The sequence below is a fragment of the Cetobacterium somerae genome (assembly GCF_022430525.1).
In the GTDB taxonomy this organism is placed as follows: Bacteria; Fusobacteriota; Fusobacteriia; order Fusobacteriales; family Fusobacteriaceae; genus Cetobacterium_A.
This window is the reverse complement of the sequence record NZ_CP092519.1, coordinates 890,620-904,888: the sequence shown is the minus strand read 5'-3', so window position 1 is coordinate 904,888 and position 14,269 is coordinate 890,620. Positions and strand designations below refer to the sequence as shown.

Genomic DNA, 14,269 nt, shown 5'->3' with positions numbered 1-14,269 from the left:
AGCTACCTCCTATTTAAATTAAGTTATCAAGTTATATGATAGCTTTAACCTCTTTCTTAGTTAATTTTAAAACTCTATTTTTATTTTTTAAAAATTAAAGCTTAAAAACTAAACAAATTATACAAGTATATTAATATATTTGTATTTTAAAAGAATTCATCAAAATTAAGCTTTTAAAAACAAAAGCAAAAAACGAACACATTTTAATCTTTAAAAAGTTATTTATTAATCTTATTTTAAAATTGACAAAAATATATTTTTAAATTAAAATCCTGAATATAAATAATTCTTTTCAAATTAAAAACATATTAAAAGTATCAAAAGAAAACATTTTATAACATTTCAAATGAATAAAAACTCAAAATAAATATAAGCTATGGTCTACCTTTAACGGTGTTTAGTTATGAAGTATAAACTTTTTTTAGTTTATAAAAATATATTTATTAATAATAGTACAAATAATTTTTTTACTATATATTTATATTTTCATTTAAAAAATACTAGTATATTTAAAGGGCGGAGGATAGCATGGATAAAATTTACGATTTAATAATTGTTGGTGCAGGACCGGCTGGACTAGCTGCAGGAGTCTATGGAGCTAGAGCCAAAATGAAAACTTTAATTTTAGAAAAAGGAACTATAGGTGGGATGGCTTCAAAGACTACAGAGATAGTTAACTACCCTGGAATTCCCAAAACTTCTGGAGAAAAACTAGGAGAAGTTATGTCTGAGCATGCAGAAAACCTAGGCGCTACAATTGTAAGAGATAGCATAAAAACTGTAGAATTAAATGGTGAGATAAAAGTTTTAAAAAGTAGAAGAAAAGAATACAAAGCTAGAAGTGTGATTTTTGCAACAGGAACTAGACCTAGAGTTTTAGGAATTCCTGGAGAAGTAGATTTTAAAGGTAGTGGAGTGGCTTATTGTGCTACTTGTGATGCTGAATTTTTCTCAAATCAAGAGGTTGTTGTTGTTGGAAGTGGAGATCAAGCTATTGAAGAGGGAATGTTTATATCCAAATATGCTTCAAAAGTAAAAGTTATAGTTCTTCATGATGAAGGAGTATTAGATTGTAATAGATTAAGTGCAGAGGAAGCTTTTAAAAATCCTAAAATAGAGTTTATTTGGAATTCCACTCTTGATGAAATCATAGGAGATGAATCTGTAGAAAGAGTAAAAGTTAAAAATTTAAAAACAGGAATTATAACGGATATTCCTTGTAAAGGTGTATTTTTCTTTGTTGGAATGATTCCTAATACTGAATTTTTAGAAGAAACAGAATTAAAACTTGATAAGAGAGGTCATATCGAATGTGATAGTTTATTAAATTCATCAATCTCTGGAGTTTTTGTAGCTGGAGATGTAAGAGAAAAATATTTAAAGCAAGTTATAACTGCTGCTGCCGATGGAGCTATAGCAGCTGTAGCAGCTGAAAAATATTTAGAGGAGATGAATATTTATCTAAATAGAATTAAAGATAAAAATGTAGCCATTGGATTTTGGAACTCTTTAGATAGCGATGGGCTAAAATATCTTTCTGAAAAAGAAAAAGAGTTAAGAGAGAATAACATAGATGATTTTATATATGTTGATATTAGAAAAAATAAACACTTAGCAAAATTTTTTAACAAAGAAAATATAGATAGTCCAGAGTTAGTAATAAACAAATAAAATAAACATAAAATAGGGAGGTTACAAAATGGGTCATCCAACTATTTATCCAACAGGAGCAACGATTTATAATCCAGAAAAAGCATGGAGTGGTTACACAGTATTTAATTTAATTGGTTTAGGAGCAATGTTAATTGATATGAATGGACGTGAAATACGTTTATGGGAAGGATTACAAGGGTTTCCAAATAAAATTTTCCCTAACGGTCATATATTAGGGAGTAGAGGGGAAAGAAGTCCTAAATTTGGAATGCAAGATCAAACAGATTTAGTTGAATTAGATTGGGATGGAAATATTGTTTGGAAATTTGATGAGTTAGAATATATAGAGGATGAAGGAGAAACTCCTAGATGGATGGCAAGACAACATCACGATTACCAAAGAGAAGGAAACCCAGTAGGATACTATTCACCTGGAATGGAACCTAAATTAGGTGGTGGAAAAACTTTAATTCTAGGTCACATCAATGTTAGAAATCCTAAAATTTCAGATAAACTTTTACATGATGATATTATTTATGAAGTTGATGAGAATGGAAAAATAATTTGGAAATGGATTTGTAGTGAGCACTTTGATGAGTATGGTTTTTCAGAAGAAGCTAAAAATGTTTTATTTAGAGATCCAAATTTAAGAGCTACACATCCTGAAAAGGTTGGAGACTGGATGCATATAAATTCAATGTCAGCTTTAGGTCCAAATAAATTTTATGAAGCTGGTGACAAAAGATTCCACCCTGAAAATATTATATGGGATGCTAGAGAAACAAATATAATTGCTATTATCAGTAAAGAAACTGGAAAAGTAGTTTGGAAATTAGGACCTGATTACAACACACCTGAACTAAAACATTTAGGATGTATCATAGGACAACATCACGCTCACATGATTCCAAAAGGATTACCTGGCGAGGGAAATATATTGGTATTTGATAATGGAGGATGGGCTGGATATGGTGCACCAAATCCTGTATCTAAATTTGGAGAAAAAAATGCCAGAAGAGATTTTTCTAGAGTTTTAGAAATAGATCCCGTTACATTGGAAATTGTATGGCAATATACACCAAAAGAGGCTGGATTTGTGATGCCACTAGATGCTTCAAGATTCTATAGTCCATTTATAAGTGGAGCTCAAAGATTGCCAAATGGAAATACCTTAATAACAGAGGGATCTGACGGAAGATTAATCGAAGTAACACCTGATTTTGAAATTGTTTGGGAATATATAAATCCAAGATGGGATAAAGAAATTATGAACATGAATATGATATATAGATCATACCGAATTCCTTACGAATGGATTCCTCAACTTGAAAAACCAGTTGAAACAAAAATAAAAAAACTAGATGTTTCAAACTTTAGAGTTCCAGGAGCTGCTCCAAGTGGTGGTGCTTTCAAAATCAAAGTAGAGGGTGTTACACCATATGTTAAAGCTGATGCTATCAGTGCTTGTGTTGCAGCAGGGGATGAAGTAGAACAAAAACCAAAACTATTTGATATAAATGAAAAGTTGTTCCCTGGAATAACATCTGCAAAATTAAAGGAAAAAGTTGCTCAAAAAACAGATATCCTTATATTTGTAGGAGCTGAAAGATGTAAAAACTGTAGAGATTTACAACCTATACTAGAAGAGCTATTGCCTGAATTTGAAGGAAAATTTGAGCAATATCATCTAGATGCCGACAAAGAAAAACCATACTTAGAAGAGAATAAGATTAAATCAATTCCTACTTTAATAATATACAAAAATGGAGAATTAATAGGAAGATTAATAGGGTCACATTCAATTGATGAGGTAGAGGAATTCTTAGAACAGTAATATTAATTTTAAGAAGGTTACCTTATATATTAAGGTAACCTTTTTTAAAGGAGGTTTCTATGGAAAATGTTGCACAATTAAATGATATTGCAATAGAACGAGGCTTTGATAGAAAAAAATTAATAAAATGGATTATTTCTATAATGATGATGTTTACCCCAATGCTTATGCAAGTTAATGAAAACTATACTATAAATATAAGAACCTTTTTCATGATTACAATTTTAATTATTATGATTTGGGCCTTCGAACTAATGCCTTTAGCTGCACCAGCTTTAGTTTTGCCGATTGTTTATATTAGCTTTGGATTAGCAACTCCAGCTCAAGCATTTTCGCCTTGGACAACAGAGATGCCTTGGTTATTTATAGGTGGAATGGTTATATCAAGTGTTTTTGAAAGAACTGGTTTAATGAAAAGAATGGCTATAACAGCTATAAAAACTGCGGGTGGAACATATAAAGGGATACTATTTGGTTTTCTAATTGTTGGATTAACATTATGCATAATTATACCCAGTACTGCTGCGAGAACAACTTTATTTTTACCTTTAGCTTATGGAATAATCACAGCTTTAGATTTAAAGAAAAATTCAAAAGAAGCTATAGCAATAATGGCTGGAAGTTCATTTATGGCTTTAACTCCTTGGACAATTGTAGATGGAATAAATTTAATTTCATACTCAATAGCAAGAAACCTTAACGTTCATTTAAGTTGGATAGAATATATGAAAGAGATGGGAATAATGACATTCCTTTTATCTACGGTTTATATAATAGCAATTCTATTTTTTTACAAAGGAAATGCTAGTATTTTTAAAAAAGAGAACCATTTTAAAACAAAAGAATACTTTGATAAAGAACATTCAAAACTTGGAAAAATGACCATAAGTGAAAAAAAAGTAATATTTGTATTAGCAATTATGGTTGCAATTTTATGTACTAGTAGTATTCATAAAATATCTGCTGGATGGGTTTTTGCTATAGGAGCTTTTTGTTTTTATCTACCAGGGATAAATGTAGCTGAAGATAAAGATTTAAAAAGTGTAAATATGCCTATGATAATTTTAATGACAGGAGCTATGACAATAGGAGCTGTATCTATGGCTACTGGAACTGGAGCATTTATAGGCAAAATTCTAACAGGATATTTAACAGGAAGTAGTTTTGCAATAGTTTCTATAAGTTGGTTAATAGGAGTTATTGTTAACTTCTTACTTACACCTTTAGCTGCTGCTAGTGCATTAACACAACCTTTAGTAGAAGCTGCTATTCAAAATGGGATTTCACCAACTGTAATCTTAAACTCTTATGCTGTTGGATTAGAACAAATCATATTTCCTTATGAATATGTTTTACCTCTAATGATGTTTAGTTATGGTGTTATGAGTCTAAAAGAGTTTGTAAAAATCTATCTATTAAAAATGATACTAAGTATAATTTTTCTATTAGTTATTTGTGTTCCTTACTGGGGAATACTGGGATTGCTCTAAAAAGTAAAAGCAAAATTAGCTAAAATGTAAAAAAGGTTGATTATTTCTAATCAACCTTTCAAAATATCTTAATCTATATTTTTAAAAAAATTCTTAATCTCTCTTGTGCTTGTTTCTACACTATCAGAAGTATGAACAATATTTCTTAAAGTATCAATTGAAAAATCTCCTCTTATCGTTCCAGGAAGTGCATCAACTGGAGACGTACTTCCAGCCATATGTCTCACTATACTTATGCAATCCTTTCCTTCTATAACCATAAGCACAACTGCCCCAGATGTGATAAATTCTATGAGACCGTTATAAAACTCTTTCCCCTTATGAATTTCATAGTGTTTCTCTGCCTTTTCCACAGTTATATTTTCCATTTTCAAAGCCTTGATTTCCAATCCTTTTCTTTCCACTCTTTGAATTATCTCTCCAATTAGTTTTCTTTCTACAGCATCAGGCTTTATAATCAGAAGTGTTCTCTCCATGCGTCCCCCTTAGTATAGTTATTTTCTATTATATTTATACCAATTTATTAAACACCTTCCTTTTAAAAAAAAATACGATTAACTTAAATTTATTTAACTTTACTCAAATAATCTATAAAGTTTCTTAATTCTAAAACCTATTCTCTTAAACTACTTTTTATAAATCTCGTTAAATAAGTAATTTAATTAGATATTAATTGAAATTTAGTTACATAAACATAACACTAAATTTCTACCTATATTCCTATATTTTCTTTGACTTATACTTAAAAATCCTCTATAATTTATTCTGGAATTAAAATTTTAGGAGGACTTTTATTAATGGAACAAACATTATCAACTTTTATTAATGAATTTACTGCTGCTCTTGCAAAATCAGCACCTATTTTCATTAAAAAACTAATCTTTTTAGCTATCCTTTGGGTAACTTACAGACCTGTTCAAGGGTTTATCATGAAAGCTTTTAATAAGTTTTTATCACTTAAAAAACTTGATGAGCTTTTAATACACTTTTTACAGTCATTTTTAAATATTTTAATAATTATCTTTTATGCTTTAAATGTTATTCAAATACTTGGTATTGAAATGACATCTATATTAGCACTTCTTGGATCTATCGGTATCGGTATTGGACTTGCCCTAAAAGGAAGTTTATCTGACCTTGCTGGTGGTATGCAAATTCTTGCTTCTAGATATTTCACTAAAGGTGATTATATAATTACTTGTAGCGTTGAGGGAACTGTTCAAAGAATCACTTTCCTTTATACTGTTTTACACACTGTAGACAACAAATTTGTTGTTGTTCCTAATGGTAAACTTTCTGGAGAAGTTATTGTAAATGCTGGAGCTAATGCTGAAAGAAGAGTAGACTGTGTTTTCTCTGTTTCATATGACACATCTATTGACCAAGTTAAAGAACTTTTAACTGATATAGCTAAAAATCATCCTTTAATTCTTCAAGATAAAGATATCTTTGTAAGACTTAGTAAACATAACTCAAGCTCTTTAGATTTTACTATGAGAGTTTGGACTAAAAAAGAGAACTACTGGGATGTTTTCTTTGATTTACAAGAACTTGTTAAAAAGAGATTTGACCAAGAAGGAATTGAAATTCCATACAACAAACTTGATGTTTATTGTAAAACAACTGGTGAATAATAATATTTTAATAAAAAAACACAGGATAGAACCTGTGTTTTTTTATATTAATAATGATCTATATCTCTCTAAAGAGTTATATAAAGTTAGTCTTATATTTTCATACTTCACTCTCGATGATGTTAAAATTTCTTGAGAAATAAGAAAATCCAAAATAGATATCATCCCTTTTTGAAATTTAATTTTATCTCTATTATAATTCTCCTCTGCTTCCTCTAAAGCTTTAAAATAAACTCGCTCTAATTTTGTTAGCTTTACCATATCTAAATACGCCGATCTAACATTTACTCTAATATCATTTTGAACCAATCTCTCTTGAGATTTTAATTTTTCTACCCCTATATGTGCTGCTTCATAGTTATCATAATCTTTTCCAAATTGAAATATATTCCAATTTACAATTACTCCACCTCCCCAAGAGTTCTCAGTTCTATGGTCTTCAGTGACATATTCCTTTCCTACAAACCCCTTTACATGTGGTAACATCTCAGATCTTGCGAACATCTTTTCCACGTCAGCTTCGTTTACATTTAACTGAGCAAAATTTGCTGCTATCCCTAACGTTAAAGCCTGATTTAAATCACTGTCATAATCTATATTTTTTAATATATTTCCATCTATATAAAAGTTTTCCACATCTATACTCTCAGAGTTTGATAGATTTAACTTTTGTTTTAGTGTTAAAAGTCCAATCTCTATCTGGTTATGAACCTCTAAAATAGATGCTTCCATATCTAAAAGTTGATATTCAGCTTTTAAAAGATCAGCCTTTGTTGTTTTTCCAACTTTTTCCTTCTCTTTTTCATACTTTAAAGCCTCATCTAATTGCTCTTTTGAAATATTATAAGTCTCTAAACTATTTTTAGCTGAAAGTATCCCTGTATATATAGATATCACTTCTAATCTTGTATCTCTTATATTTTTTAAAAGAGCTAATGCGGCTCTTCTTTCCTCTATTTTAGCTTTTTTTATCTTTGCTGTTATAGCTCCTCCTTGAAATATAGGTTGAGATATACCAATAAAATTGACATATCCACTTTTAGCTGTTTGTATAGGTGTATTCTCTAAAAATGCACCATCTGTTTTTAAATAACCACCTACATAAAAAAGATTTGGCAGTGCTGTTTTAAATGCAGAGTTTAACTCCTTTTGAGATATATTCAAGCTTTTTGTGGATATACTTACCTCCTCTCCCTGTTTTATAGCTAAATCTATAGCTTTATCTATTGTTATAACTTTAGCAAACAGAGAGACTGTCATTGTAAACATCATCAATATTTTTAACTTCATTATGCTCTCCCTCCCATTAATCTAGTGTCTTTTTAAACTTTTTTATTGAGACTATAATTATTACAATAATCAAACCCATAAGAGCTGCTATTGGTTGAAAAAGTTCTTTAAATCCAACACCTTTTAAAATTATTCCTCTCAATATCTCATTAAAATATGTTAATGGAATAAAGCAACTTATAAAATATATTATTTTTGGCATAGCTTCCCTTGGAAACACAAAACCTGATAATATAACGCTCGGTAAAAGATAAGCTAGTGAAAGATGCATAGCTTCAAGCTGAGTATTAGAAATTGTAGATATAAATATCCCAATAGCTAAAGATGAAGTTAAAAATATTGTTCCTAAAGTTATTAACAATATTAGGCTTCCCTTTATATCCACACCAAATATTATTTTTCCAAGAATTAAAGTCATATCTAGTTCAAAAAAAGCTATAAAAACATATGGAATTATCTTTCCAATTACAAGTTCTAAAGGAGTTATTGGAGTCATAATAAGTTGCTCCATAGTTCCCTTTTCCTTCTCTCTAACTATGGAAAAGGCTGTAAGCATTATTGTTATATTTTGTAAAATCAATCCTATTATTCCTGGAATATTAAATTTACTACTCTCTAAAGTTGGATTATATAATAGTAGATTATATGGCTTTATTCCTTGACCTTTTTCCTTTTGTTTTATCACATTCTTTTGCAGTTCTTGAGAGTGATGGTTTACAATAAGAGCTGAATATGATGATGCAGTTTTAGCAATATATGGGTCTGAACCATCTATTAAAAACTGTACATCTGTAGGTTCTCCTCTTCGTAACCTAGTTGTAAAATAATCTGGGATAATAACTCCTATTTTTGTTCTTCCATAATCTAAACTTTTTTCAACTGCATCTGGAGTGTTAACATACTCATAAACTTTCAGATACGTTGAGTTATTTAAACTATTAATAAGCTCCCTACTTTCAATACTTTTACTTCCATCATAAACTGATAGTTTTAAATTATCCACATCTGAACTAACTGCAAATCCAAATAGTAATAGTAAAAAAATAGGAAGTATTAAGGCTATTACAAGACTAGCTCTATCTCTTTTTATGTGTATTACCTCTTTTTTGGCAATAGTTAGAGTCCTATTTATATTAATCATAGTTTCTCCTCCTTTTTCCCACTATCTTTTTTCAATTGATCAAAGGATGAGATAACCTCTTTGTGTGAAAGCTCTTTTACATATATTATAAATACATCTTCAAGATTATCTGTATTATACTTTTTATATAAGTTTGCAGGTGTATCTATTGTAACTAGTTTTCCCTCAAAAATAAAACCAATTATATCACAAACAGAGGCCTCATCCATATAGTGAGTTGTTGCTAAAACCGTTATATCGCCATCTTTTATCAAATCTTTTATAGTTGTCCAAAACTCCCTTCTTGCCACAGGGTCAACTCCAGCTGTTGGTTCATCTAATATAAGCAACTCAGGCTTATGAATTATTGCACACCCTAGTGCTAATCTTTGTTTCCAACCACCAGAAAGATTTTTAGATAAAACCCCTCTTTTTTCGTTTAAATTTAACATAACTATAATTTCTTCAATTCTATCTTTTAAACGCTCCTTTGGAATAGAGTATATCTCTCCATAAAAAGTTAGATTCTCCTCTATTGTTAAATCTTCATACAAACTAAATTTTTGAGACATATACCCAATTTTAGATTTTATCTTCTCTGGATTACTTTTTAAATCATACCCCAGTACCTTTCCCTCTCCAGAAGTTGGAGTTAAAACACCACAAATCATTCTAATAGTTGTTGATTTTCCACTACCATTTGGACCTAAGAAACCAAATATAACTCCTTTAGGTATTGAAAACGTAAGATTATCTACAGCTACATATTTATCAAATCTTTTAGTTAATCCTTTGATCTCAATAGAGTATTGATCTTTATTTACCTCTTCGTTGTTCATAGTCCTAAGTCCACCCCCACAAGCATTCCACTTTTTAATTTTCCATCATTATTTAAAACTTTAACTTTTATTTCATAAACTAGTTTTAACCTATCTTTTTTAGTAACTATATTCATTGGTGTAAACTCTGAATCAGAAGCTATATAAACTATCTCCCCCTCATAATTTTTATCTATAAAATCACTTTTAACAGTAACTTTTTGATTTAATTTTATTAAAGGTAGAATTTTTTCAGGAACATATATCTTTGTCCAAAGATTATTCATATCTAACATTGTCACAACTGCAATTCCTGGATTAACAACCTCTCCAATTTTTAAATTTACACTTTCAACTAATCCATCAATTGGTGATACCAGTTTATTTTTATCTGCATATACCTTAGCTAACTCCAATCCCTTTTCAGATGATTGAATTTTAAGTTTATCTGATTCTATATCTCTTTTTGAAAATCCATTTATCATATATCTTAAATTTTCATCTGCTGCCTTTTTCTGTGCTTCATACCCCAATAGAGCCTCTTTTCCATTTTCTAAACTATTTTGAGCTGTAATAAATTGGTTTTGAGCATTTTCATAGTTTAATCTAGCTACATCTAAGTTATACTGACTTTCAAATTTTTTATTAAAAAGGTCTTTTGTATCAATGTATATCTTCTTTTTATTTTCTAAATTTGAAACTGCAAATTTAAAACTACTTGTTAAAGTTACTAAATTTTTTCTTCCTTGATCTACTTGAGTTTCTAACTGTTTAACAATCTCTCTTTGAGCAGCTATTTGTTCCTCTCTTGTTCCATCTAAAGTTTTTAGTAGTTGATTTTCTGAAGATTTTAAATTTATCTCACTATTTTCTACCTTTAATCTATTCTCTTTATCATCTATAGCCACAAGTTCCTGCCCCTTTTTTACTACATATCCATCATCAACATACAGTATCTCTATCTTTCCAGGAATTTCAGAAGAAACATTTATCTTATCCATCTCTAAAACACCATAGTATATCTTCTCCTCTCTCTTGGCAACTATATAATCAACTATAAAATATAACAAAATAGCTATAACAACACCTATACCCACATACTTCGCATCAACTTTTTTAAATTTTTCCATTACTTTTTCCTTTTCCACTGCTCTCACCTCATGTTTTTTTATTCTTGAACTAACACTTTATCTACTTGGCTTTTCTTTTACTCTCATTTACTCCTTGTTGTTCTTTTTTCCTGTTTTTATAACAAAATAGTTATTTGACTTTAATATTTCCTCTGAGAAAAAATGAAAGAGTTATTGTTCACCGTATTTACTAAATAATAACTACAGATTGGAGGAATAAAGTGAAAAAGAAATGGATTATGTATCTCACAGTTTCAACTATTTTAATACTGGTGTTTCTATATTTTTACTTTAGAAGTACTAAAATAGATGCTGTAAAAGTAAAAAAACAAGATTATACTGAAAAAATCCTAGTTACTGGAACTATCCAAGCTAAAAACTTCTCTATTCTTACCTCTGGTATCAATGGAGTTATTGAAAACATATATATTCGTGAAGGACAACCTGTAACTAAAGGAAGTATTGTAGCTAAACTTAACACTCAAGAGATTGAAGCTGATATAGCTAAAGTTAAGGCACTTTATGAAAAATCTAAATATGATTTAGAAGTAGTTAGTAGCGTATCTTTAGAAAATGCAAAAGCTCAATTAAAGTCAGCTCAAATTAACTATGATATTAGTAAACGTGAATTTTTAGACCATGAAAAACTTTATCAAAAGAAATATATAAGTCGATTGGAGTTTGATTCAAAAAAACAGGAGTTTATTAACTCTGAAAAAACCTTAAAAGATGCTCAAATTAATTTTAATACCTTTAAAAACGATGGTGCTTCTTATAAAAGTGCACTAGAAAATACAAATTCAGCTGAAAATAACCTAAAATCTTTAGAGAATAATCTTTCAAAATACTATATATGCGCTCCTTATGATGGTTTTATAACTGTTAGAAATGTTGAAGTTGGTCAAACTGTAGCACCTTATACAGAGATGTTTCAAATATCATCTAGTGATGAAAAAATAGTTAGTATAAATTTAGATGAAAAATATATAAATAAAGTTACCTTTGGTTCACCTATTAAAATATATCCCTATGCTGATACAAGTAAATTTTCCTCTGGAAACATCTATTATATAGGTATCAATGTAGATGAAATAAATGGTACTCTTGAAGTTAGAGGAGATATTGATAAAACTCTACCTGAATTTCTATTTAATAGTACTGTTAATACAATAATTCAAGGTGAAAGCTTTAAAGATGCCGTTCTTTTGCAAGGAGTGTATACTGTACAGAAAAAAAATAAAACTTATGTATATATATTAAAAAATGATAAATCTAAACTAGTTGAAGTTCAAGGAGTTCCTGTAATTGATGGCTTTGTTGTAATAAGTGGATTAGAAAATGATGATATTGTTTTATCCCCTAAAAATATAACTGAAAATATTCGAGTGACTCCAATTTTTGAATCTTAAATAAAATACAAACTTAAGGAGTGATGAAAAGTGAGATATGAGTTTAGAGTTAGTATCAATTTTATGACTCACAATAAAGGGCAATCTCTTTTTATAATCTCCGCTATTGCCCTTGGAGTTGCCATACAAATTTTTATAGCTTCTCTTATAACCTCTTTACAAGCTAGCCTTATACAAAGAATTCTTGGAGATTCTCCACATATCTATATTGATGATGGAAATATGAGAGACAAACTTCTCCTTATAGAGGATGGTCCCATTGTTTATGGGAACTTTCCAACGACTAAAAATAAGATTGAAGAGTTTCAAGGGATCATTGATTATCTCAGTACTTTTGAAAAGATTAAAGTTATTGTTCCAACTATTGAGGGAAATGCTCTTTACACTAGAGATGGAAAAACTACCTCACTTATGATAAAGGGAATGGATTTAAACTCTGGAGATAGACTTTATAATATAATAGGAAGAGTTACATCTGGTTCGCCACTAGTTGACTCTGACAATATTTTAATTGGAACTCGTTTAGCTAAAAACTATGAACTTCAAGCTGGAGATGTTATGCAACTCACTCTTCCTAGTGGAAAGTTAGAGACTGTTCGAATCTCTGGAATCTTTGATTTGGAAAATGTCAGTTCAAATACCTCTCTTGTTATAATGGACTTTAATAAAGCTCAAAGGATTTTTAATAAAAAAGGAAATGTTACAAATATAAATATTCAAATTGAGGATGTTTTTGATGCCCCTAATTTAGGAGAAACTATCCAAAAGCAATATCCAAACCTTGAGGTTGTTCCTTGGACTAGAGATGCTGATAATATTTTAAAAGCTTTAAAAGCTCAAAATGATACTAGTTTTATAATTCAAGTTGTTGTAACACTTGCTACATCTATGAGTATTGCTAGTGTCCTTTTAGTTACTGTTTTACAAAAGATGAAAGAGATTGGTATTCTTAAAGCTATGGGAGCTTTAGATCGCTCAACTGGTTATCTATTCATTATTCAGGGAGCTTTAATCGGCTTTTTAGGTTCTATTTTAGGTTTGTTTTTTGGCTTAGGTGTAATAGAGTTCTATGTTAATTTAGCAGAGCCTAACTTTAATATTTATTTCAACACTCTCTGGTGTAATCTCAGGTATTATTCCAGCACGAAAATGTATGAAACTTAGTCCTATAGAGGTGATTAAAGGTGAATAGAGAGGTTTTGCAACTTATAAATATTGATAAATCTTATGGGGAAAAAATAGTTACTAAAGTTCTTAATAATATAAATTTAACTTTTTATGAAGGGGAGTTTACCGCAATAATAGGTCAAAGTGGTAGTGGAAAAAGTACTTTATTAAACATAATAGGGTCTCTTGATAAACCCACTTCTGGAGATATACTTTTTAGAGGAGATAATATCTCACACTTTACTAATAATGACATGGCTAACTTTAGAAATAAATCCATTGGTTTTATATTTCAGTTTCACTTTCTACTTCCTGAATTTACTGTTTTAGAAAATGTTTTAATGCCCACTTGGATAAAATATGGTTATGACACTGAAAAGGATAAAGAGAGAGCCCTTGAACTTCTTGAATATGTTGGGCTAAAAGATTTTATAAATAGAAACTCTAATAACCTCTCTGGAGGACAACAACAAAGAGTAGCCATTGCCCGAGCTCTTATGAATAACTCTGATATTATTTTAGCAGATGAACCCACAGGAAATCTAGATTCTGAAAGTAGTAAACAGATTTATAAACTTCTTAGAGAAATAAATCTTAAGTTTAAAACAACTTTTATTATTGTAACTCATGACCCACGTATTTCAGATATGTGTGATCGTGTTATAGAGATTATGGATGGTAGAATTATTAGAGATGATAATAAAAAGTAAATAAAAAATGGTAA

General features: G+C 29.6%; 12 protein-coding genes. 7 read left to right on the top strand and 5 right to left on the bottom strand.

Features of this window, described 5'->3' with window-relative positions; translation table 11 throughout:
- Window positions 1-528 precede the first annotated feature (528 nt).
- From trxB to MKD34_RS04030, 3 genes are read left to right on the top strand one after another with little or no spacing between them, the layout of a single operon-like run.
- The gene (gene trxB, locus MKD34_RS04040; protein WP_240219908.1) at window positions 529-1,671 is read left to right on the top strand and encodes a thioredoxin-disulfide reductase; all 1,143 of its coding nucleotides are present in this window, start codon (window positions 529-531) and stop codon (window positions 1,669-1,671) included.
- Window positions 1,672-1,699: 28 nt separating this feature from the next.
- Window positions 1,700-3,487 carry an aryl-sulfate sulfotransferase gene (locus tag MKD34_RS04035; protein WP_240219907.1) on the top strand — a complete coding sequence of 596 codons (1,788 nt, stop codon included), beginning with the start codon at window positions 1,700-1,702 and terminating at the stop codon, window positions 3,485-3,487.
- Between the two features lie 59 nt (window positions 3,488-3,546).
- Complete coding sequence (locus MKD34_RS04030; RefSeq protein WP_240219905.1) at window positions 3,547-4,977, top strand: SLC13 family permease; 1,431 nt, start codon at window positions 3,547-3,549, stop codon at window positions 4,975-4,977.
- 68 nt (window positions 4,978-5,045) lie between these two features.
- On the opposite strand, the gene ndk is transcribed toward MKD34_RS04030, so the two are convergent.
- Window positions 5,046-5,453, bottom strand: a complete 408-nt coding sequence (gene ndk, locus MKD34_RS04025) for a nucleoside-diphosphate kinase (RefSeq protein WP_240219904.1) — start codon at window positions 5,451-5,453, stop codon at window positions 5,046-5,048.
- A 321-nt stretch (window positions 5,454-5,774) separates the two neighbouring features.
- Here ndk and MKD34_RS04020 point away from each other — a divergent pair, with 321 nt between their 5' ends.
- Window positions 5,775-6,611, top strand: a complete 837-nt coding sequence (locus MKD34_RS04020; protein ID WP_240219903.1) for a mechanosensitive ion channel family protein — start codon at window positions 5,775-5,777, stop codon at window positions 6,609-6,611.
- A gap of 42 nt (window positions 6,612-6,653) precedes the next feature.
- Here MKD34_RS04020 and MKD34_RS04015 read toward each other — a convergent pair whose 3' ends face one another.
- Genes MKD34_RS04015 through MKD34_RS04000 form a run of 4 tightly spaced genes read right to left on the bottom strand, consistent with a single transcriptional unit; the run spans window position 6,654 to window position 10,987 of the window.
- A complete protein-coding gene (locus MKD34_RS04015) occupies window positions 6,654-7,901 on the bottom strand; it encodes a TolC family protein (RefSeq protein WP_240219901.1) in 1,248 nt (415 codons plus the stop codon).
- A 16-nt stretch (window positions 7,902-7,917) separates the two neighbouring features.
- Window positions 7,918-9,042 carry an ABC transporter permease gene (locus MKD34_RS04010; protein WP_240219899.1) on the bottom strand — a complete coding sequence of 375 codons (1,125 nt, stop codon included), beginning with the start codon at window positions 9,040-9,042 and terminating at the stop codon, window positions 7,918-7,920.
- Window positions 9,039-9,860, bottom strand: a complete 822-nt coding sequence (locus MKD34_RS04005; protein ID WP_240219897.1) for an ABC transporter ATP-binding protein — start codon at window positions 9,858-9,860, stop codon at window positions 9,039-9,041. Before MKD34_RS04005 ends, MKD34_RS04010 begins: the two co-directional genes overlap by 4 nt.
- Window positions 9,857-10,987: an HlyD family secretion protein gene (locus MKD34_RS04000; protein ID WP_240219895.1), complete on the bottom strand. Its 1,131-nt coding sequence runs from the start codon at window positions 10,985-10,987 to the stop codon at window positions 9,857-9,859. Before MKD34_RS04000 ends, MKD34_RS04005 begins: the two co-directional genes overlap by 4 nt.
- Before the next feature lie 203 nt (window positions 10,988-11,190).
- Here MKD34_RS04000 and MKD34_RS03995 point away from each other — a divergent pair, with 203 nt between their 5' ends.
- Genes MKD34_RS03995 through MKD34_RS03985 form a run of 3 tightly spaced genes read left to right on the top strand, consistent with a single transcriptional unit; the run spans window position 11,191 to window position 14,255 of the window.
- On the top strand, window positions 11,191-12,378 hold the full coding sequence (locus MKD34_RS03995) for an efflux RND transporter periplasmic adaptor subunit (protein ID WP_240219893.1): 1,188 nt from the start codon (window positions 11,191-11,193) through the stop codon (window positions 12,376-12,378).
- A 30-nt stretch (window positions 12,379-12,408) separates the two neighbouring features.
- Window positions 12,409-13,542 carry an ABC transporter permease gene (locus MKD34_RS03990; protein WP_240219891.1) on the top strand — a complete coding sequence of 378 codons (1,134 nt, stop codon included), beginning with the start codon at window positions 12,409-12,411 and terminating at the stop codon, window positions 13,540-13,542.
- A gap of 20 nt (window positions 13,543-13,562) precedes the next feature.
- The gene (locus tag MKD34_RS03985) at window positions 13,563-14,255 is read left to right on the top strand and encodes an ABC transporter ATP-binding protein (RefSeq protein WP_240219889.1); all 693 of its coding nucleotides are present in this window, start codon (window positions 13,563-13,565) and stop codon (window positions 14,253-14,255) included.
- Window positions 14,256-14,269 lie beyond the last annotated feature (14 nt).